Source organism: Alloalcanivorax sp. (assembly GCF_964221125.1).
GTDB lineage: Bacteria > Pseudomonadota > Gammaproteobacteria > Pseudomonadales > Alcanivoracaceae > Alloalcanivorax > Alloalcanivorax venustensis.
The window spans coordinates 1-20,879 of the sequence record NZ_CAXPXK010000056.1 but is presented as its reverse complement, the minus strand read 5'-3'; the positions used below and the strand labels follow the sequence as shown (position 1 = coordinate 20,879).

At 66.7% G+C, this 20,879-nt stretch carries 18 protein-coding genes; 6 read left to right on the top strand and 12 right to left on the bottom strand.

What is annotated here, in order from left to right:
- Both ACEQZD_RS07025 and ACEQZD_RS07020 read left to right on the top strand, forming a co-directional pair.
- The coding region (locus ACEQZD_RS07025; protein ID WP_370184720.1) for an alpha/beta fold hydrolase at positions 1–521 on the top strand (521 nt) is incomplete at its 5' end.
- Positions 522–554: 33 nt separating this feature from the next.
- Positions 555–1,307: an SDR family oxidoreductase gene (locus tag ACEQZD_RS07020; protein WP_194854824.1), complete on the top strand. Its 753-nt coding sequence runs from the start codon at positions 555–557 to the stop codon at positions 1,305–1,307.
- A 12-nt stretch (positions 1,308–1,319) separates the two neighbouring features.
- Here ACEQZD_RS07020 and ACEQZD_RS07015 read toward each other — a convergent pair whose 3' ends face one another.
- From ACEQZD_RS07015 to glnK, 3 genes are all read right to left on the bottom strand, one after another.
- Entirely contained in the window at positions 1,320–2,672 is a 1,353-nt protein-coding gene (locus ACEQZD_RS07015) for a DEAD/DEAH box helicase (RefSeq protein WP_370184719.1), read from the bottom strand.
- 153 nt (positions 2,673–2,825) lie between these two features.
- Positions 2,826–4,085 (bottom strand): ammonium transporter, encoded by a 1,260-nt coding sequence (locus ACEQZD_RS07010; RefSeq protein ID WP_194854826.1) that lies wholly within the window; start codon positions 4,083–4,085, stop codon positions 2,826–2,828.
- A gap of 86 nt (positions 4,086–4,171) precedes the next feature.
- Complete coding sequence (gene glnK / locus ACEQZD_RS07005; protein ID WP_067612559.1) at positions 4,172–4,510, bottom strand: P-II family nitrogen regulator; 339 nt, start codon at positions 4,508–4,510, stop codon at positions 4,172–4,174.
- A 332-nt stretch (positions 4,511–4,842) separates the two neighbouring features.
- Between glnK and ACEQZD_RS07000 the strand changes: the two genes are divergently transcribed.
- Positions 4,843–5,097, top strand: coding sequence for an accessory factor UbiK family protein (locus ACEQZD_RS07000; protein WP_067607947.1), 255 nt, complete (start codon positions 4,843–4,845; stop codon positions 5,095–5,097).
- Between the two features lie 21 nt (positions 5,098–5,118).
- On the opposite strand, the gene ACEQZD_RS06995 is transcribed toward ACEQZD_RS07000, so the two are convergent.
- Entirely contained in the window at positions 5,119–7,998 is a 2,880-nt protein-coding gene (locus ACEQZD_RS06995) for an autotransporter domain-containing protein (protein ID WP_370184718.1), read from the bottom strand.
- A gap of 329 nt (positions 7,999–8,327) precedes the next feature.
- Here ACEQZD_RS06995 and ACEQZD_RS06990 point away from each other — a divergent pair, with 329 nt between their 5' ends.
- Positions 8,328–9,818, top strand: a complete 1,491-nt coding sequence (locus ACEQZD_RS06990) for a YifB family Mg chelatase-like AAA ATPase (protein WP_370184717.1) — start codon at positions 8,328–8,330, stop codon at positions 9,816–9,818.
- Positions 9,819–9,824: 6 nt separating this feature from the next.
- On the opposite strand, the gene ACEQZD_RS06985 is transcribed toward ACEQZD_RS06990, so the two are convergent.
- Positions 9,825–10,583, bottom strand: a complete 759-nt coding sequence (locus ACEQZD_RS06985) for an SDR family NAD(P)-dependent oxidoreductase (protein WP_370184716.1) — start codon at positions 10,581–10,583, stop codon at positions 9,825–9,827.
- Between the two features lie 120 nt (positions 10,584–10,703).
- Positions 10,704–11,735 (bottom strand): AraC family transcriptional regulator, encoded by a 1,032-nt coding sequence (locus tag ACEQZD_RS06980; protein ID WP_370184715.1) that lies wholly within the window; start codon positions 11,733–11,735, stop codon positions 10,704–10,706.
- A gap of 142 nt (positions 11,736–11,877) precedes the next feature.
- Here ACEQZD_RS06980 and ACEQZD_RS06975 point away from each other — a divergent pair, with 142 nt between their 5' ends.
- On the top strand, positions 11,878–12,939 hold the full coding sequence (locus tag ACEQZD_RS06975; RefSeq protein WP_370184714.1) for a fatty acid desaturase: 1,062 nt from the start codon (positions 11,878–11,880) through the stop codon (positions 12,937–12,939).
- On the opposite strand, the gene ACEQZD_RS06970 is transcribed toward ACEQZD_RS06975, so the two are convergent.
- Genes ACEQZD_RS06970 through ACEQZD_RS06960 form a run of 3 tightly spaced genes read right to left on the bottom strand, consistent with a single transcriptional unit; the run spans position 12,936 to position 14,852 of the window.
- Positions 12,936–13,655, bottom strand: a complete 720-nt coding sequence (locus tag ACEQZD_RS06970; protein ID WP_142947585.1) for a 16S rRNA pseudouridine(516) synthase — start codon at positions 13,653–13,655, stop codon at positions 12,936–12,938. The genes ACEQZD_RS06975 and ACEQZD_RS06970 overlap by 4 nt on opposite strands.
- Positions 13,648–14,127 carry an NYN domain-containing protein gene (locus tag ACEQZD_RS06965; RefSeq protein WP_142947586.1) on the bottom strand — a complete coding sequence of 160 codons (480 nt, stop codon included), beginning with the start codon at positions 14,125–14,127 and terminating at the stop codon, positions 13,648–13,650. The genes ACEQZD_RS06970 and ACEQZD_RS06965 overlap by 8 nt, the downstream gene beginning before the upstream one ends.
- Positions 14,124–14,852 (bottom strand): pseudouridine synthase, encoded by a 729-nt coding sequence (locus ACEQZD_RS06960; protein ID WP_370184713.1) that lies wholly within the window; start codon positions 14,850–14,852, stop codon positions 14,124–14,126. The genes ACEQZD_RS06965 and ACEQZD_RS06960 overlap by 4 nt, the downstream gene beginning before the upstream one ends.
- Positions 14,853–14,926: 74 nt before the next feature.
- On the opposite strand from ACEQZD_RS06960, the gene rep reads away from it, so the two are divergent.
- Entirely contained in the window at positions 14,927–16,948 is a 2,022-nt protein-coding gene (gene rep, locus ACEQZD_RS06955) for a DNA helicase Rep (RefSeq protein WP_370184712.1), read from the top strand.
- Between the two features lie 17 nt (positions 16,949–16,965).
- Here rep and ACEQZD_RS06950 read toward each other — a convergent pair whose 3' ends face one another.
- The 3 genes from ACEQZD_RS06950 to ACEQZD_RS06940 all read right to left on the bottom strand — a co-directional run bounded on the left by ACEQZD_RS06950 (position 16,966) and on the right by ACEQZD_RS06940 (position 20,568).
- Positions 16,966–17,313: a cytochrome c5 family protein gene (locus ACEQZD_RS06950; RefSeq protein ID WP_372530067.1), complete on the bottom strand. Its 348-nt coding sequence runs from the start codon at positions 17,311–17,313 to the stop codon at positions 16,966–16,968.
- Positions 17,314–17,357: 44 nt separating this feature from the next.
- On the bottom strand, positions 17,358–17,810 hold the full coding sequence (locus ACEQZD_RS06945; RefSeq protein ID WP_194854877.1) for a cytochrome c5 family protein: 453 nt from the start codon (positions 17,808–17,810) through the stop codon (positions 17,358–17,360).
- A gap of 160 nt (positions 17,811–17,970) precedes the next feature.
- Positions 17,971–20,568, bottom strand: coding sequence for a CHASE2 domain-containing protein (locus tag ACEQZD_RS06940; protein WP_370184710.1), 2,598 nt, complete (start codon positions 20,566–20,568; stop codon positions 17,971–17,973).
- Positions 20,569–20,879 lie beyond the last annotated feature (311 nt).

The window sequence follows — 20,879 nt, the reverse complement described above, 5'->3', positions numbered from 1 at the left end:
AGGGCGGCATGACCTTCATGCGGCTGGCGCTCAAGTACCCGGAGCGGGTGCGCGCCCTGGTGCTGCTGGACACCTCCGCGGACCCGGAAGACGCCGACCTGCTGCCGGTGCACCGCCAGCAGCAGTCGCGGTTCGCCCATGGCAGCGACGCCGAACGCGACGAGGTGGTCACGCGCATGCAGAAATTCCTGTACGCCAAACCCTGGCGCGACGCCAACCCGGACGGGGTGGCCCACGAGAAGGCCCTGATCCTCGCCCACGACCGCCACGGCATCGAGCTGGCGCTGGAGAACGTCTTTACCCGTGACGACATCAGCGGGGATATCAGCGCGATCAGTGCGCCTACTTTAGTGATCGTCGGCGAACTGGACCGGGCAACGCCGCCGGAAAAAGCGCAGCGCATCGTCGGCGCCATCCCCGGGGCGCGGCTGGTCACGGTGGCCGATTCCGGGCACCATTCGCCGATAGAAAACCCCGAAGCGGTGAACCGGGCGCTGTCCGATTTCCTCGCCACGCTGTGATCCGGGGTCCACGCACGCGACAAGGATAATGCCATGAGTACCCGTTCCAATATTCTCATCACCGGCGCCAGCTCCGGTCTGGGCGCCGGCATGGCGCGGTTGTTCGCCGCCCGGGGCCGCAACCTGGCCCTGTGCGCGCGGCGCACCGACAAGCTGGACGCCCTGAAAGCGGAACTGGAACAGGCCCACCCGGGCATCACCGTGCTGGTCAAACCGCTGGACGTGAACCACTACGATCAGGTGTTCGACGTATTCCGTGCGTTCCGCACCGAGCTGGGCAGCCTGGACCGGATCATCGTCAACGCCGGCATGGGCAAGGGCCAGCCGCTGGGCACCGGCTATTTCCACGCCAACCGGCAGACCGCGGAGACCAACTTCGTCGCCGCCCTGGCCCAGTGCGAGGCGGCCATGGAGATCTTCCGGGCCCAGAACAACGGCCATCTGGTGGTGATCTCCTCGATGAGCGCGGTGCGCGGCATGCGCAAGAACATCAACACCTACGCCGCCACCAAGGCGGGCGTGGCCAGCCTGGCGGAAGGGCTGCGCATGGAGATGATCGGCAAGCCGATCACCGTGAGCACCCTCTACCCGGGCTACATCCGTTCGGAGATCAACGAGAAAGTGGAAAAGGCGCCGTTCATGGTGGACACCGAGACCGGCTGCAAGGCGCTGGTCCGCGCCATCGAGAAAGAACCCGCCAAGGCCTACGTGCCGTCCTGGCCCTGGGCGCCGCTGGGCTTCGCCATGAAGGTCCTGCCGCTGTCCCTGGTCAAGAAAATGACCTAGGGCCTGTTCACACTAGTCCAGCGGCCCCGGGTTCTTGCGCCGCTTGGGCTTGGCGAAACCGCCCTGGGTATCCGGCGCCGGCGATGGCGCCTGGCGCTTGCGCGCCGCCTTCTTCTTCGCCGCCGGCTTCTTGCCGGCCGCCTTGGCCGACTGGGCCAGCGCCTTCTTGTTCAGCTTCTTATGCTTGCTGCCCACCGCCTTGCCGGAGCGCTTGCGCTCCTTGGGGCCCAGGTAGCGGCCGCGCAGCGCCTCCACCACCCGGAACTCGAACTCCTGGCGCAAATAGCGCTGGATGCTCGCCATCAGATTCCATTCGAAACTTTCCACCAGCGAGATCGCCGCGCCCTCGCCGTCGCCGCGCCCGGTGCGGCCGATGCGGTGCAGATAGTCGTCGCCGCTGCGCGGCATATCGAAGTTGATCACCAGCTCCAGGCCGTCCACATCCAGCCCCCGGGCCGCCACGTCGGTGGCCACCAGCACCGTCACCGCGCCGCTGTTCAGCCGTTCCAGCGCCAGCTTGCGGTCCTTGGTGTCCTTGTCGCCGTGCAGCACGAACACCTTGTGGGCGGTGGAGCGCAACACTCCGCCGAGGCGGTCGGCGGTGGCCTTGGTGTTGGTGAACACGATCGCCTTGCGGTGGGGCTCATGGGCAAGCAGCCACTGCACCAGGCGCTCCTTGTGGGAGCGGTCGTCGGCGGTGATGATCTGCTGGCGCACCTGCTGGTTGAGCTCGCGCACGCTGTCGAGCATCAGCGACTCGGGCTCGCGCAGCACCCGCGCCACCATGGCGTCCATGGCCGCGCCGCCCGGCGTGGCGGAGAACAACAGCGTCTGCCGGGCCGGGTTGCAGGCCGCCGCCAGACGCAGCACGTCGTCGCTGAAGCCCATGTCGAGCATGCGGTCCGATTCGTCCAGCACCAGCACCTTGAGTTCGGACAACGCCAGATTGTCCGCTTCCAGATGCTCGATCAGCCGGCCCGGCGTGCCCACCAGCACCTCGGGGTTCTTGCGGATGCGCGCCGCCTGCACCTTGAAGTCCTCGCCGCCGGTGACCGCTTCCGCCTTGATAAAGGTGAAGCGCGACAGCGCCTGCACCTGCTTGAGCGTCTGCCGGGCCAGCTCCCGGGTAGGCGCCAGCACCAGCGCCCGGGTGCCGATGCCCCGGTCCTTCTCTTCCAGCAGCCGCTGCAGCATGGGCAGCACGAAGGCGGCGGTCTTGCCGGTGCCGGTCCGCGCCACCACGCGCAGATCCCGACCCGCCAGAGCGGGGGGAATAGCCGCCGTTTGCACCGCCGTGGGCTCACTCAGCGACAGCTCTTCCAGGGCGCGCAATAAACGTTCATGGAGATTCAGATCAGCAAACACAGACAATACTCGGTGATGACTTGTAGGAGCGGGCCCGGCCCGCGAAAGGGAGCGCCGCTCCCGGCAGGATACCAGAGACTTGTTTCACCGATACAAAAAAGGGCGCCCGAAGGCGCCCTGTAGGTTGGTGCAAGACAGATTGGAGAGACAGAATCAGCTCTTCACGAACTCCGGGTACGCTTCCATACCGCAGTCCACGATATCCATGCCTTCGTACTCGTCCTCTTCGGAGACGCGGATGCCGAAGATCGCCTTGAGGATGGCCCACACGATCAGGCTGGCCACGAACACCCATACGAAGATGGTCAGGGCGCCGATCAGCTGGCCGGAGAAGCTGGAACCGTCGTTGGTGATCGGCACCAGCATCAGGCCCAGGAAGCCGACCACACCGTGCACGGAGATGGCACCGACCGGATCGTCGATCTTCAGCTTGTCCAGGGTCACGATGCTGAACACCACCAGCACGCCACCGATCGCGCCGAACAGGGTGGCGGTCAGAGCGGTCGGGGTGGACGGCTCGGCGGTAATGGTCACCAGGCCGGCCAGGGCGCCGTTGAGCAGCATGGTCAGGTCGGCCTTGCCGAACAGGAAGCGGCCCACGATCAGCGCGGCAACGGCACCACCGGCGGCGGCGGTGTTGGTGTTCAGGAACACCATGGCCACGGAGTGCGCGCTGGCGGCGTCGCCGAGCTTCAGCACGGAACCGCCGTTGAAGCCGAACCAGCCCATCCACAGGATGAAGGTACCCAGGGTCGCCAGCGGCAGGTTGGCACCGGGGATGGCGTGGATCTCGCCGTTCGGGCCGTACTTGCCTTTACGGGCGCCCAGCAGCAGCACACCGGCCAGGGCGGCGGCCGCACCGGCCATGTGCACGATGCCGGAACCGGCGAAGTCGGAGAAGCCCAGATCACCCAGGTTGTACATGCCGAACACGTCGACGCCGCCCCAGGTCCAGGCGCCTTCCATCGGGTAGATGAAACCGGTCATGACCACCGCGAACGCCAGGAAGGCCCACAGCTTCATACGCTCGGCCACGGCACCGGAAACGATGGACATGGCGGTGGCGACGAACACTACCTGGAAGAAGAAGTCGGACGCGCCGGAGTAGACCGAGCCGCCGTCAAAACCCGCTTCCGCGGAGTCCGCCAGCACACCGGCCAGATCAAAGGCTTCAATGCCGTTCAGGAAGATGCCGCCGCCGTACATGATCGAATAACCGCAGACCAGGTACATCAGGCAGGCGATGGCGAACAGCGCCACGTTCTTGGTGAGAATTTCGGTGGTGTTTTTAGCACGCACCAGGCCGGCTTCGAGCATCGCGAAGCCCGCCGCCATCCACATTACCAGTGCGCCACACACCAGAAAATAAAAGGTGTCGATGGCGTACTGAAGTTCAAAGATTTGATTTTCCACGTTGCAACCCTCCGAGAATTGGAAGCGTGTTCAGGACCTTGGCATGGGTCGTGTTACACATTTCTCTAAACGTAAGCTTCTAAACTTTAGATCGCGTCCTCGCCGGTCTCGCCGGTACGGATGCGGATGGCCTGCTCCAGGGTGGTGACAAAGATCTTGCCGTCACCGATTTTCCCGGTATTGGCCGCTTTGGTGATCGCTTCGATAACCTGATCCAGGCTGGCCTCCGCGATGGCCACTTCGATTTTTACCTTGGGCAGGAAATCGACCACGTATTCCGCGCCGCGATACAGCTCGGTGTGACCCTTTTGACGTCCGAAGCCTTTCACCTCGGTAACGGTGATGCCCTGAACGCCGATCTCGGACAGTGCTTCACGCACGTCGTCCAATTTGAACGGCTTGATGATGGCTGTAACCAGTTTCATTTCTATCTCCTTCAAACGCTTATAACGCGTCCGTTAACGTCCGTTGGGTTTCAGGCCCCTCTTTGGTTCCCGATCCATCCACTCGCGCGAACGCTCTAGCCCGTTAGCTGCACGACCCATGCCAATTTTTAAAAGTCACGCATTTTCAGAGGGTTAGAACTGCAACCCCGGGGTGTTCCGGGGTCGGTTGCGGCAATATAGTGCACCATCGCGGGGCACTTCCCAAAATGGTGCACGCCGTTACGGTGCTCTTGAGACGCCCCATAACATCAAGGGCGGTGGTACCATCGCACCCTGACCCGCCCGTGTTGCAAATAGTGGAGCCTGTGGCCATGCAAAGCCAAGCCTTTCTCGATCGTTTGATGAGCGACATCAGCCGCCATCTGCCCGGAGACCTGGGGCAATTGCGTCAGGAGGTGGAGCACAGCGTGCGCGCCGTGCTCAATGAGACGCTGACCCGGCTGGATCTGATCAGCCGTGAGGAATTCGAGATTCAGCAGCAGGTGCTGGAGCGCACCCGCGCCCGGCTGGAATCTCTGGAGAAGGAAGTGGCGGCGCTGGAAAGCGCCGCCGGAGAGAAGTCGTAGAAGAAACCCGCGGCGAGGGTTTCAGAACGTCCAGCCGAAACGGATCTGGCCGCCGTGATCGGCACGGCCGTCACCGGTCTCGCCCTGATAGCCCAGGTTAAGGGTGGCGCGCGGCGCCAGCAGCCAGGTGAGGCCGGCTTCCATCACCAGGGTGTCCTCGGCCAGCGGCGCCCCTTCGACGGTGAAGGCGTCACCGCCGGCGAAGCGCAGGGATGTTTCCGGCGTGGTGTCTCCAAACGCATGGCGCCAGCCTAAAGAGCTGTACAGACGCGTGGCCGGATTGCCGGGCAAGGTGACGAAGGCACGCGTGCCCAGGGTGGTGAAGGTGGTGTCCAGGCTGTCCCGGTCACCCTGCAGGGCGGCGTCGCCGCCACGCTCATCGCCGTCACCCAGGGTCACCCGCACCTGGGCCAGCCGCGCGAAGGGCTCCACGCCCCGCTCCACGCCGAAGCGGCGGGCGCCTTCAATGAACGCCTGCCAGGTGTCCGCCTTGCGGTCACTGGTGAGGGTCTCGTCCATGGCGCCCACCACGGCCCGGCGGCGGCCGTCGATCCGCTGGTGGCTGTAGAAGGCGCCCCCACGCAGGGCGCCGGCGCCCAGACGCCGCTCACCGAAGACACCGGCATGAACGCTGTCGATATCGGCACGGCCACGCTGTTCGGCGAGCGCCAGATTGGTTCGGCCGTAGCCCACCAGCATGCCGGCGCGTCCGCCGTCGGCGAACAACCGATCCACGCCCAGCAAGGCACCGTGCGTGTCCCGGTCCCGATGGGCCGTGCCTGAATCCCCGTCGGTGCCGCCTTTATTACCGTAGCCACTCACCCAGGCGGTAACGCCTTCGCCGCGCGCCAGTGTGGTGGCGGCGGCCCGGTCCTCGTCACGGAAACGGGCCATGGCGGCGTCGCGCAGCAGTTGGCTGTCCTCCGCCAGCGCGCCCAGGGCGCTGGCGTGCAGTTCACCGGACAAGCTGTCGTAGGCGGCGGCGAGCGCGCGGGGGGAGACCGTCTGCATCGCCACTTCATCATGCAGCGCCTGACCGGCGCCGAGACTTTCCACACCGCTCGCCGCGGCACGCTGATTGGGCGTGCGGGCGAGGGCGGCGAACCGCACGTCGTTGCGGCGCAGTTCCAGATCCACGTTATTGGTGTCGTAGAGCAGGCTGGCGTCCAGGAACAGGTAGTCGGAATCGGCGGCGTCGAAACGGCCGCTCAAACCACCGTCGGCGGTGAGAATGCGGTAGCGGCTGATCGGCCGGTATTCACCGGCCTCGCCCACATGCACCACGGAACCGTCCAGGGTGGCGACACCGGTAACCCGCACATGGTCCGCGGCACTGCCGGTGGGGTCGACTTCCACTTCAAACTCGGCCCCGTCCTGAAACTGCAGGTCGCCATTGACGGTCAGGGCGCCGATCGAATTGCCCGGCGCCAGGGCCGCGCCGTCGTGAATCACCGTGCTGCCCACGCTGCCGCTGCCCTGCAAGCGGGCGCCGTCGTACACGTCCAGGGTGCCGGCCAGGGCGCCGTCCACCGACAACACCCCGGCGTTCACCTGGTGATGGCCGTTAAAACCGGCGGCGTCGCCGGTGAGCGACAAGGTGCCGCTGCCGATCATGTCCAGGGCGCCGCTGCCGGCGCTGATATTGCCGCTGAACACCGTATCGCCGGCGCCGTCCACGGTGAGCAGGAAATCGTTCAGCTCCAGGTCGCCGGTGAAAGCGGCGGTACCGGCGCCCGCCAGCAGTGTCGTGTCGGTGTTCTGCACGATGTCGTTGCCCAGGGTCACGTCACCCCGGGTCGCCAGGGTGCCGCCGTCCAGCTCCAGGGTGCCGTCACCCAGGGCCTGGTCCGCGGCCAGCGTCAGAGTGCCGCCGGTAAGCCGGGAGGTGCCGGTAAAGCCCGCCGATTCACCGTTCAGAACAGTGTCGCCGGCGCGGTGCTCGATCAGCCCGTCGCCGTTGAACACCGGCAGAAACTGATAGTCCTGACTGGTGTGGTTGAAGACCAGCGTGCCGTCGCCGGCGCCGAAACGGACCTCCTCGACGTCCAGCACGCCGGCGTCGGTGGCGCCGGTCTCACCGCCCAGGTATAGCGTGCCCTTGGAGCCCGCCATACCGGCAATCGCCACCAGGGAGGGCGCGCTTTCGCCGGGCGTGATGCGCACGGTGGCACCGTCGGCCACGGTGGCCAGCCCCTCGCCGGCATAGCCGACGTATAAATAGTGGCTGCCGGACCAGAGCGTATCGGCACCGGTCATATGGAGTTCACCGCTGGCGGTGGTTTCCCAGCCCAGCAGGCCCTGGGCGGTCTCCATGCTGGCGCCGTTGCTCAACGTCATCAGGCCCTGACCGTCCTGCCCCACCGCGGTGTAGTTGGTGCTGCTCAGATGGCCGCCGTTGAGGTTGATCCGACCGGAGCCGGTTTGATAGCGCCCGAGCACCACATAGGCGTCGGAATGCACGCTGGCGTCGAGGATGGTCAGGTCGCCCTGGCCGCGCTGACCGGCGGTAAGCGTGGCGGCGATGCTCCAATCGGTGTCCTGGCCTTCCACCAGAACGGTGCCCAGGCTCCCTTCGTTCTGGCCCAGACCGGTGGCGTTGGACACCACGGTGGCGCCGTCGGCGAAGTGCACATGGGCGATGCCGTCAGCACCGTACACCTGTCCGCCGGCGCTGGTGAACAGGGTCTCTGGGCCGCTGACGGAGAGGGCCCCCTCAGCATCGGCGAAGTTGCCGACCACGGTAAAGCCCGCGTCGACTTCAGCGCCGTCGGCGACGTTGAGCATGCCGGTACTATTGAAGCCGACGAAAAGGTGGCCGCCGGTTGTCCAGGGGTCGGGGCGGTCACCGGGCAGATTCACCACCTGGCCGTTATCGATGACATGGTCCGCCGGTGCACCCACCGAGGACCCCGCGGCTAGCAGTCCGCACGCCAAAAGCATGACGCGCCCCGAGCCCGCGACCGGGCGGAAAGCGTAAGAAGATTTCATTTTTTGTTCCCCACAACAAAAATAAAGCGTCAGGCGCCCTGGTCAGGCGCCTTATTTTTTTGCAAACCAGTTCACAAAACGAATTTGCATTATTGCCTTGGATTCTGAGCGGTAAAATAAGAATATTTACTTAGCTTTTGCCTCGGAAAACCGGTCGCTTACTTCAAGCAGCGCCATCGGCGCACGCGGATCAAGGGCGGCGGCGTACATCGCCCGCCCGGTCCGCCGCTTATGCTCGGCTCATGTCTATTGCCCTGCTACACAGCCGTGCCACCCTGGGGATCCGCGCCGTACCGGTGCGCGTCGAAATCCATCTGGGTCCGGGCCTGCCGGGCTTCACCATGGTGGGCCTGCCCGATACCGCCGTGCGCGAGAGCAAGGACCGGGTACGCTCGGCGCTGATCAACGGCGGCTTCCGCATTCCGCAGCAACGCATCACCGTCAATCTGGCGCCGGCGGACCTGCCCAAGGACGGCGGCCGTTTCGATCTGCCGATCGCGGTGGGCATCCTGCGCGCCAGCGGCCAGCTGGGGCGGGTGGAATTGAAGGACATGGAATGGATCGGTGAGCTGGCCCTGTCCGGGGCGCTGAGCCCGGTGCCGGCGATCCTGCCCGGCGCCCTGGCGGCGGCCCGCGCCGGGCATACTCTGGTGGTGCCGGCGGGCAACGGCGACGAAGCCGCCCTGGCCGGCGCCGACACCCTGGCGGTGAACAGCCTCACCGAGCTGTGCGCGCACCTGAAAGGGGACATCCGGCTGCCGCGCCACACCGCCCCGCCGCCGCCCGGCGACGACGCCGGGCAGAGCCCCTGCCTGTCGCAGATCCGTGGCCAGCCGGCGGCCAAGCGGGTGCTGGAGATCGCCGCCGCCGGCGGCCATTCCCTGCTGATGGGCGGGCCGCCCGGCGCCGGCAAAAGCATGCTGGCGTCACGCCTGCCCGGCCTGTTGCCGCCCCTGGAGCGGGACCAGGCCCTGGAGGTGGCGGCGATCCATTCCCTGCGCCAGGCCCGGCCGGCGACCGCCTTTCTGCAGCCGCCCTACCGGGCGCCGCACCACACCGCGTCCGCCCCGGCGCTGGTGGGCGGTGGCGGACGGCCCCGGCCCGGCGAAATCTCCCTGGCCCATGAGGGGGTACTGTTTCTGGATGAATTACCGGAATTCCAGGCCCGGGTGCTGGAGGTACTGCGCGAGCCCCTGGAAACCGGCGAGGTGCACATCGCCCGGGCCGCTCAGCAGGTGTCGTTCCCTGCCCGTTTTCAGCTGGTGGCGGCGATGAACCCCTGCCCCTGCGGCTACCTGGGTGATCCGGAAAAGGGCTGCGGCTATGAATGCGAGAAGGCGAAGCGCTATCAGCGGCGCCTGTCCGGGCCACTGATGGACCGCATCGACCTGCATCTGGAAGTGCCGGCGGTGTCGCCGGACACCCTGCTGGGCGACGCGGACGGCGAGCCCAGCCGGGTGGTCCGGGCACGGGTGCTCGCCGCCCGGGCACGTCAGATGCATCGTCAGGGCTGCCTGAACAGGGACCTCGATGCGGATGGGTTGATGGCGTCGCTGGGCCCGCACAAACCGTGGCTCACCGGCGTCATGGAGCGCCTGGAACTGTCCGCCCGGGCGCTCCACCGCAGTCTGCGCGTGGCCCGCACCATCGCCGACCTGGCCCACCGGGAGAAGGTGGGCCGGGAGCATCTGCGCGAGGCACTGAGCTACCGCCAGAACCTGCTCAACCCCTGACCGGCGTTAAAGCGTGTTGCACAGATGGGCGCCGTCCACCGGGATCGCCGCGCCGCTCATGTAGCTGGAGGCGTCGGAGGCGAGCAGCAACAGCGGCCCCACCAGTTCGTCGATCTGGCCCAGGCGGCGGTAAGGGATGCGCTTGATCAGCTTCTCGCCGTGGGGGCCCTGGAAGAATTCCCGGTTGATGTCGGTTTCCACATAGCCGGGGCAGATGGCGTTGCAGCGGATATTGTGGCGCGCGTAATCCAGGGCGATGGACTGGGTGAACTGAACCACCGCCGCCTTGGCCACGGTGTAGGGTGCGAGCATGGCGCCCACGCGCAGGCCGAGGATCGAGGCGATGTTGATGATGTTGCCGGGGCGGCCGTCGCGGCGCCATTGCTGGATGGCGAACTTGCTCACCGCCCAGACGCCGTTCAGGTTGGTGTCCACCACCGCGCTCCAGTCTTCTTCGCTCAGGGTGTCGGTGGCTCCGTCGCGGCTGATGCCGGCGTTATTGACCACCACATCCAGGGCCGGCATGCGCTCGAAGGCGGCCTCCACGCTGGCGTGGTCGGCCACGTCCATGGGCACCACCACCGCGTCCCGGCCCAGGGCGCGCACCGCGCCGGCGGTTTCTTCCAGCTTTTCCACGCGCCGCGCGGCGAGCACCAGGTCGGCGCCCTGTTCCGCCAGCACCCGCGCGAAGTGGGCGCCGAAGCCGCTGGACGCCCCCGTGATCAGAATACGTTTGCCGCTGACGTCGAATCGGTTCTCGCTCATGGGGGTCTCTTTATCAGGTGGAGGAATAGGAAAGAAGAGCAAAACCCTAACGCCGGGCGGGGCCGCGCTCAAGCGCCCACGGCGCGCACCGGCGGCGGTTGGGTAAGCGGATGTGTCGGTTCAGCCGTTCTGGTAGAAGCTGGGCGGGTGGCCGGTCCAGCGCCGGAAGGCGCGGGTGAAATTGCTGGGGTCGGCGTAGCCGAGCAGGTCGGCCACTTTCTGCACCGGCAGGTTGGCCTGCAGGTAGCGCACCGCCCGGGCCATGCGCACCTCTTCCAGCAGGTGCCGGTAGCTGACCCCCACCGCCGCCAGGTAGCGCCGCAGGGTGCGGGAGGTGAGATGGAAGCTGGCCGCCAGCTGGTCCAGGCTGGGCAGCATGCCCTCCGCCTGCATCAGCCGGGCACGCACCCGCGAGGCCCAGTCCACGTCCGCCTCCAGGCGCTGCAGTTCCTCTTCGCATTTGTGCGCGGCCATGCGCCGGGACGCCGGGTCGGAGAGCGGAAACGCCACCTTCATCAGCCGTGCCGGGAAGCGCAGCGCCGCCACTTCACGGCCGAACACCACCGGCATGCCGAGCACTTCGGCGTAACGCTCCGCATGGGGCGGCGGCGCGTAGGGCAGTTCCAGGGTGGCGTCCTGCAGGCGGTCATCGAGCAAATAGCGCAGCCCGCCCACCAGCGCGGCGGTGACCACTTCCAGATAGGGCTCGCGGATATCGCCCAGGTCGTAGGGTTCCGCCAGGCAAAACCGGACCCAGCGGCCCTCCAGGCTCAGACGCGGCAGGCACAGGCGGGTGCGGGTGCGGAAATAGCGCTCCAGCAGTTCCAGCGCTTCGCCCAGGTCGGCGCTGCTGATCGCCGCGTAGCCGAGCAGCCCGTGGGCGGTGACGGTGAGCTGGCGGCCCAGCGCCAGGCCGATGGCCGGGTCGCCGCTGAGGTCCCGGGCGCCCGCCATGACCCGCTGGAACTGCTCGAAGCGCAGTGCCGGCTCGGCGCTGTACACCTCCGCCTGGGTCAGGCCCACATGCGCCAGCAGCCGGTCCGTGTCGAGACCGAACTCATGGACCAGCTCCACCAGATTACGGACATAGTTGACCGGAATCGGGGTGCGGTCGCCGGCGAGGCTGGGGAGATCCGCGATCTGTACGCTCATGGCCAAGAGAATACACCTGTTCGCGGCTTTGTCCGAAAATGACAGGTCACTGTCCGGCGCGGCCCTTCGCCGTCGACAGGGGCACGGTGAGAATAGCGGCGCTGTGACATCCACCCGTTGCCATTCCCTTCCGGAGGACCCCATGAGCGACACCCGAGGCTACCAGCGCACTTTCGGCGCCGACGACGCCCGCGCCATTCGCGATGCCATGAAACAGGACCTGGGGCCGTCGGCGTTCCGGGCCCGGCCGTGGCGCGCGATCTGGTTTCTGCCCATGAGCCTGGTGATCGTCGGCGGCATCGCCGCGATCCTGACGCTGGGCCTGCCCTGGTGGGGTAATCTGCTGATCGCCGTGGTGGTGGGCCACACCCTGGGCTGCCAGGCGCTGCTCGCCCATGAGGTGCTGCACGGCGCCCTGGGCATGAGCCGGCGCCTGCAGAACCTGTTCGGCTGGATCGGCTTCGGCCCGATGATGATTCCGCCGGAGTTCTGGCGCCGCTGGCACAACGTGGCCCACCACGCGCACACCAACCTGGGCGACCGGGACCCGGATTCGTTCGGCACCGCCCACCGCTACAACAAGCACCCCAAGCTGGCCAACTTCACCAAGCTGGCGCCGGGTTCAGGCACCTGGTACAGCTACTTTTTCCTGTTCTATTCCTTCATGTTCCACGCCCAGCTGGTGCTGTGGATGCAGACCCGCCGCCGCGAGGAATTCAAAGGGTTCGAGCGCAAAAAGGCGATTCGCCAGGCGTTGCTGTGCGGCGCCGCCTGGCTGGTTCTGGCGGTGCTGTCCGGGCCGCTGGCGCTGTTCACGGTGTTGATCCCGCTGATGATGGCCAACGCCCTGGGCCAGGGCTACATTCTCACCAACCACATGCTGCGCCCACAGATGGACAACAACCACCCGGTGGACAACTCCATGAGCGTGCGTCAGCTGCGCTGGCTGGACCCGCTGCATTTCCACTTCAGCCACCATGTGGAGCACCACCTGTTTCCGAAGATGGGCTCCGATCAGGCGCCCAAGGTCCGTGCCTGGCTGCAACGGGAAATGCCGGACCGCTATGTTTGCCCCAGCCACGCCCGGGCGCTGGTCGCGCTGTACCAGACGCCGCGGGTGTATCAGGACGCGCACACGCTGGTGGACCCGCTGGACCGGTCGCGGACCGTGGATGTGATGGCGCTGCAGGGCGAGCTGCGCTAGCCGATTTCCGCGTCGGTGAGCGGGCGCCAGGCGCCGGCGGGCAGGTCCGGGTCCAGTTCAATGTGGCCCACCGCTTCGCGGTGCAGGGCGACCACCCGGTTGCCCACCGCCGCCAGCATCCGTTTGACCTGGTGGTAGCGGCCTTCGCTGATGGTCAGCAGCAGTTCCGTGTCGCTCAACGCCCGCGCCTCGGCGGGCCGGGTGGGCGCCGGGTCGTCGTGCAGCACCACCCCGTCGCGCAGCCGCGTCAGCTGGGCGTCGTCCAGCGGCTCGGCGGTGGTCACCCGGTAGCGCTTGGCGCAGTGGTGACGCGGCGACATCAGGCGGTGGGCCCACTGGCCGTCGGTGGTGAGCAGCAACAGACCGGTGGTGTCCCGGTCCAGGCGGCCGACGATGCGCAGACCACGGCGCTGCTCGGCGGGAATCAGATCGATCACCGTGGGCAGGGCGTCCTCCAGGGCGCACACCCGGCCGGCCGGTTTGTGCAGCATCAGGTAGCGCTCGCCGGGCAGCGTCAGCACGGCGCCGTCGAGCCGCACGCACTCCCCCGGCGCCACGCTGCTGTTGGCCTTGAGGCCGGTGCGCGGCGCCCCGTCTTCACCGGTCACCGTCACCGCGCCGCCGCGGATCAGCGCCTTGGCCTGCTTGCGGCTGAGGCCGGCGGCGTGGGCGACGAAGAAATCCAGCCGCGCCGGGCCGGTGGGCGAATCAGCCAAGCAGCAAATCTCCTTCGATGGGAATGAAATCGTCGGCGGCGCGCATCAGGGCCGCCGCGGTGAGCGGCGCCACGCCGTAGACTTCCACCTGACAGCCGTGCCGGGCGCGGATGTGGTCGGCGAGAATGGCGAAGTCGCCGTCCCCGGACGCCAGCACCACCCGGTCCACGCTGGGCGCCTGCTCCATGATATCGATGGTGATGCCCACGTCCCAGTCGCCCTTGGCGGAGCCGTCGGCGCGCTGCAAGAACGGCTTGAGCTTCACGTTGAAACCGATGGCGCGCAGGATGTTCTGAAACTGACGCTGCTTCTCATCGCCGCGCTCCACCGCGTAAGCGTGGGCGGCCACCACCTGGCGTCCACCGGTGGCGCGCGCCCAGAGCGCGTTGTAATCCACGTTGCGCTGGTGGGCCTGGCGGGCGGTGTAATACAGGTTCTGCACGTCGGCGAAGACGGCCACGGTGGAAGTCATGGTCGGCGGAGCTCCTGAACATCGGGCTCGGCGGGGCCCGGCAGACGAATTTCGTCGGCGCCGAGGGCGCGATACTGCCCCGGTGCGAGCGAGGGGTCCAGCCGTATCGGGCCGATCCGTTCCCGGTGCAGGGCCACCACCCGGTTGTCGAAGTGCCCGAACAGGCGCTTGATCTGATGATAAAGCCCTTCGTACAGCGTCACCCGCGCCTCGCGCGGCGCCAGGATCTCCAGGCCGGCCGGGCGGGTGGTGCGGTCCTCGTAGGGAAAATAGAGCCCGCGCTCGAACACGGCGGCGTAATCCGGGGTGATCGGGTCCTCGGTGCGCACCCGGTAAACCTTCGGCAGTTTGTGGCGCGGGTCGCTGAGACGCCGCGACCAGCGCCCGTCGTTGGTGAGCAGCATCAGTCCGGTGCTGTTGAAATCGAGCCGCCCGGCCAGATGCAGGTCGGTGGCGTCGGCGGGGTCCAGGCAGTCCAGCACCGTGCGATGGTGGCGGTCGCGGGTGGCGCTCACGCAGCCGGTCGGCTTGTGCAGCATCCAGTAGGCGGCGCGGCGCACGGTGAAGGGTTCGCCGTCCAACGCCACCGGCGTGAAGGGCCCCACCTCGTGGCGGCCGTCCTGGACCACCCGCCCGTCCACGGTGACGCGGCCGGCGGCCAGCAACAGCCGCACGCCGCGCCGTCCCAGCCTTTTCCGCTGCCCCAGAAAGCGGTCCAGTCTCATCAATCACGGCTCCTAAAGGGTGCGCTCCGGCTGCTATGATACGCGCTTCGTCCATCAGCCCCGCCGGAGTATCGATGTCGTCTCTCAACCCCCGCCAACAGGAAGCGGTGCTCTACACCGACGGCCCCCTGCTGGTGCTCGCGGGGGCGGGTTCGGGCAAGACCAGCGTGATCACCCGCAAAATCGCCTGGTTGATCGCCGAGAAAGGCGTGCCCTCCGGCCGCATCGCCGCGGTCACCTTCACCAACAAGGCGGCGCGGGAAATGAAGGAGCGGGTGCAGAGCCTCACCGAACGCGGCTCCACCCGGGGGCTGATCGTCTCCACCTTCCACAACCTGGGCCTGCGCATTCTCAAGCAGGAACTGGCGGCCAGCGGCCTGCGGCGCGGCTTCTCCATTCTCGACCAGACCGACAGCAAGGAGATTCTCAAGGAAATCCTGCGTCAGGGCGAATCGGAGAAAGACCTGGCGGCGGTGGACGCGGTGCAGAAGCGCATCTCCGACTGGAAGAACGAACTGATCCTGCCCGAGGAGGCGGTCAGCCACGCCGACAGCGACGACGCCCTGCGCGCCGCCATGGCCTATCAGGGCTACAACCGCATGCTGCGCGCCTGCAACGCGGTGGACTTCGACGACCTGATCCTGATGCCGGCGCAGCTGTTCCGCGAGCAGCCGCGCATTCTGGAGAAATGGCGCCATCGCATTCAGTACCTGCTGGTGGACGAGTACCAGGACACCAACGGCGCCCAGTACGAACTGGTGCGCATGCTCACCCACCCGGAGGGGCGCTTCACGGTGGTGGGCGACGACGACCAGTCGATCTACGCCTGGCGCGGTGCGCGGCCGGAAAACCTGGCCAAGCTGCAGGAAGACTGGCCGGACCTGAAAGTGGTCAAGCTGGAGCAGAACTACCGCTCCACCGGTCGCATTCTGAAGGCCGCCAACACGGTGATCGCCAACAACCCCCACGTGTTCGAGAAGAGCCTGTGGTCCGATTACGGCTACGGCGAGGCGATCCGCATCGCGGCGCTGCGCGACGAGGACGCCGAGACCGACTGGATTGCCGGGGACATCTTCCACCGGCGCCTGCAGCGCGGCCTGCACTGGAAGGACTTCGCGGTGCTCTACCGGGGCAATTTCCAGTCACGGATTCTGGAGATGAAGCTGCAGGCACTGCAGATTCCCTACAAGGTGTCCGGCGGCACCGGCTTTTTCTCGCGGGGCGAGATCAAGGACCTGATGTGCTACCTGCGCCTGCTGGTCAACCCGGACGACGACAACGCCTTCCTGCGCGTGATCAACACGCCGCGCCGGGAGATCGGCCCGGCCACCCTGGAGAAGCTGGCCGGCTGGGCCGCCCAGCGGGACCAGGGCCTCTACCATGTGTGCGACGACTTCGCCCTGGGCGAGGTGATGGCCGGGAAAGCCGCGGACAAGCTGCGCGCCTTCAAGACCTGGCTGGATGAAAAGCGCCGCGCCTGCTTCGGCCATAACAGCCTGCAGGCGGTGAACGAACTGATCACCGAGATGGATTACGAGAGCTGGGTGATGCAGAACGCCTCCAGCCCGCGCATCGGTGAGAAGCGCATGGAGAACGTCTGGCAACTGGTGCGCAATATCCAGCGCATGCTGGAAAAACAGGAAGACGACGAGGAAGGCGCCTCCGACCTGGAAGCGGTGATCAGCAAACTGGTGCTGATGGACATGCTGGAACAGCAGGACGAGGAAGACGATTCGGACCGGGTGCAACTGATGACCCTGCACGCCTCCAAGGGCCTGGAGTTCCCCCACGTCTACATGATGGGCGTGGAGGAGGAACTGCTGCCGCACCGCACCAGCATCGAGGAGGACAACATCGTCGAGGAGCGCCGCCTGATGTACGTGGGCATCACCCGCGCCCGCGAAAGCCTGGCGATCACCCAGGCGCTGACCCGCAAACAGTACGGTGAGAAAGTGGACACCCTGGCCAGCCGCTTCCTGGAAGAGCTGCCGCTGGACGACCTTCAGTATATCGGCGAGGGGTTCAAGAAAGACGAGGAACAGGAAGATCAGGTGGCCCAGGCCAGCATCGCCAACCTGAAGGCGTTGCTGGACTAGAACCGGGGCGCCGGGGACTATTTGGCGCCGCTTTCCTTGAGCATGTACAGCACCGTGGCTTCGATCTCTTCATCGCTGCAGTCGAAGCAGGTACCGCGCGGCGGCATGCCGTTCTGACCTTCGATGGCGATCTTCACCAGCGTCGGGAAGCCTTCTTCCTCGATCTCTTCGGACCAGATCAGACGGTGCTCCGGGCCCACCATGGGGGCGCCGGCCATGCCGGTGCCATGGCAGTTCACGCAGTATTGGGCGTAGATTTCGGCGGGCTCACGGGATGCGCTTTCGCCGGACGCGTCGGCGCCCGACGCAGCGGCGCCCGACGCATCGGCTGGACCGTCCGCGTCGCCGCAGCCGGCGAGCGTCAACGAGGCCAGCAACCCGCCGAGGAGGGCGGGCCCGAACCGCCGCACTACTGGCTCTTGTCCACGATGTATTCAACGGCGGCGGCGATTTCCTCTTCGGAACAGTCGCTGCACATACCTTTGGCCGGCATGGCGTTGAAACCTTCGTAGGCGTGCTTGACCAGAGTGTCCATGCCTTTGTCGATGCGCGAGGCCCAGGCACCGGCGTCGCCGGTCTTGGGCGCACCGGCGGCCCCGGAGTCGTGGCAGGCGGCGCAGCCGCTGCTGTAGACGGTGGCGCCGTCGCGCGGCTCACCGGAGGCGGCATCGCCGGCATCGGCCATCTGGCTGCCGCAGTCCTCGCCTTCCACGCAGACGCTGCCCACCGGCTTGAGACGCTCGGCGGTGGCGCGGTCGCTGAGAATAGAGCGCTCACCCAGGGGATAAGAAGACTTCTCCGCCGCCAGCGCGGCGTTGCCGGCGAAAACGGTGGCGAGAAGGACCAGGCTGGCGGTCAGCATTTTATTCACTATGACACCTCTGATAGCTATGACTTGCCCCGCGGGCGGCTGAATTATACCCGCAGAAAACACCGGGAAAAAGGCGCCATCGACGCCTATCGTGGAAACAGCTTAGCGCGGAGCACTCACGGCGCCGTGAAAAGCGCCCGGAAAGCGCGGCCTAGAGGCCGCCCACATCGATGCGCGGCAGCGCCAGACGGAAGCAGCTGCCTTCGTTCGGAACGCTCTCCACATGGATGGTGCCGCCGTGGCGCTCGGTCACCACCTTGACGAAACGAAGGCCCAGACCGGCGCCGCGGGTGCGCGCCCCGCCGCTGGTGCTGGCGCGGCTGAAGCGTTCGAACAGCTTGTCCTGGAACGCTTCCGGAATACCCACGCCCTGGTCGCGCACGTCACAGCACACCTGCCCGCCTTCGGCATAGAGACGCACCAGCACCTTGCCGTTTTCGTGGCTGTATTTCACCGCGTTGGTGAGCAGGTTGACCACCAGACGCTCAAGCAGCTCGTTGTTGCCGCGCACCCAGACATCCTGCTCCTGGTCGTAGTCAAAACGCAGGGTGATGCCCCGGCTCTGAGCCTGGATCTGCACCTGGTCGATGGCGGACTCGACCACGTCGAGCATGTCCTGCTCCACCATCTCCACGGATTCTTCCGCCTCGACCCGCGCCAATTGCAGGAACTGCTCGGCGATATTCAGGTTGCGCTGGGCGTAGTGCTCCACGTTGTCGAGGAAGTCCCGCAGCCGTTCGCCGTCCTCGCCATGGCGCATCCTGCCGATCAGCGCCAGCACCGAGACCATCGGCGAGCGCAAATCGTGGGACAGGAAATCGAGCATCTCGGTGCGGGTGCGCATGGCCTGCTTGACGTCGGAAATATCCTTGAGGCTGACGATCAGCATGCGCCCGGGCTGATCGCCGGCGTGCACCAGAATCATGTCCAGGTAGAGATCCATGCCGCGCCGGTTGCGGCACTCTTTCTGCACCCGGCCGTCGGCGAGCACCTCCTGCAGCAGCCCCATCCAGTCGCGGTCGCCGTGGAATTCCAGTTCGCGGCCGATATCCGCCAGCCCCAGGGTGTCCTGGCCGACCCCTTCCAGGCTGAGCAGGTAGGCCGCCTGGGGGTTGATGAAGACCACGCCGCCGCAGGCGTCACAGATCAGCACGCCCTCGCTCATCTGCGCCAGACCGACCTGGAAAAAGCGGGTCAGCGCCTGCTGACGCTGCTCCTCGGAGCGCAACCGTTCGATGTGCTTTTCGATCACCTCGTAGCGGGGCCCGCCGCTGGGACGGCGCGCCTCGGTGCGGGCCAGCATGGCGCGGATCCAGTAGTCATAGGTGTCCGCGTCGAGGCCCTGACGCCAGGCCACCCACAGCTCGTAACGCTTGCCCTCGTGGCGGAACGGGTAGCGGCGCGCCAGCTGGCCGCGCCAGTCCACCGGCGCCAGCGCCTCGCCGCCGGAGACCGGGGCGCCGCCCTGGGTCTGCAGGCGCCAGGCGCGCACCGGCAGCACCTGGTCGAGCATTCTCAGCATGCGCGACATCGGTGCCGGCTCGGTCAAACGGCGATTGAGGTCGCTGTACTCGGCTAACCGCGCCAGGGCGTTGCGCATGTAGGCCATGGAGTATTCCAGACGCCGCCAGGTCCACAGCGGATAGGCGACAATGGCCGAAAGCAGCGCCGCCGCCGGCGGAAACCAGAGATTGAACAGCGCCAGCAGGCCGTAGCAGACCGCCACGGTCAAGGCCAGAGAGGCCATCACCAGGGGGATGCTCCAGCGCGGCAGCACGAAGGGCAGCAGGAACGGCGCCAGCAGCGCCAGCAACAGGCTGACGAACAGGGCCGGCACCGTGTCCAGCCGCTCGATCAGCTGATGACGGCGCAGCGCATCGAAGATATTGGCGTTGATTTCCACGCCCGCCATCAGCTCGCCCTGGCTGGCCATGGGGGTCGGCAGCATGTCGCCGAGCCCCGCGGCGGTGGCGCCGATGAACACGAACTGGTCCTTCACCAGCTGGTCGGGCACCCGGCCTTCAAGCAGGTCCACCGCCGACACCTGGGGGTAGGTGCCGGCGCCGCCGGCGAACGGAATGTAGCGGGGGTACTTGCGCACATTGGCGAGGCCGGCGAAAGCGCCTTCGTCCCCCGCCGGGTAGAGATCCGTGGAGATCAGGCCCTCGCCTTCCAGCAAGGCCTGGGTGATATGCGGCCACCAGGGCTGGCCGATGCCCGAGCGCATGAACACCGAGCGGGCCACACCGTCGCCGTCCAGCTCCAGGTCCACATGGCCCAGCCCCTTGGCGGCGCGGGCGAACTCGGCGTGGGGCAGCACCTCGATCAACTGGCCGCCGGAGCGCAGTTGCTCCACGTGCACCGGCAAATAGACGTGTCCGGCGGCGCGGATCGCCTCCGCCAGCGCCTGGTCGGACTCGGGACGGCTGCGGTCCGGCTCCGACAGAATCAGATCCATCAGCACCGCGCGGGCGCCCTGCTCTTCCAGCTGGTTGATGACCTGCGCATGGATGCGCCGGTCCCACGGCCAGCGGCCCACCTCGCGAAGGCTGTATTCATCGATGCCGACGATCAGCACGTCGCCGGACGGCTCCATGGGCAGCCACTGCATGAGGCTGTCGTAGACGTAGCGGTTGAAGAACGACAAGCCACCACTGATCGAGAGCAGTACGCAAAGCCCGGCGACCACCAGAAGCACGGACAGGTGTTCCACCAGGTAGCGTCGTTGCTCGGAGCCGAGTTTCGCCATGAAATCCTATAACGTCAGTAGTAGTTCGGTCGCCACGGTGCCCAGGACCACCGTGGCCGGTCCGACGTAGCGTAACGGTACCACCGGGCGTTTACAGCCGGAACAGGGTTTTTCCGAAAAGTGCCTTTCCACCCGGGAGCACGCGGCGCCAGAGCGTGGCGCCGCGCCCCCCGATCAAGGGAAGTCGACAGTAAGAGGACAGCGGCGAATCGGCCGAACGGACCGTGGCGGGCCGCCGGCGATCAGTCGTCGATCGGTTCCAGGCGATAACCGTGCTGGTAGACCGTCTTGATGCGGTAGCCCCGCTCGGG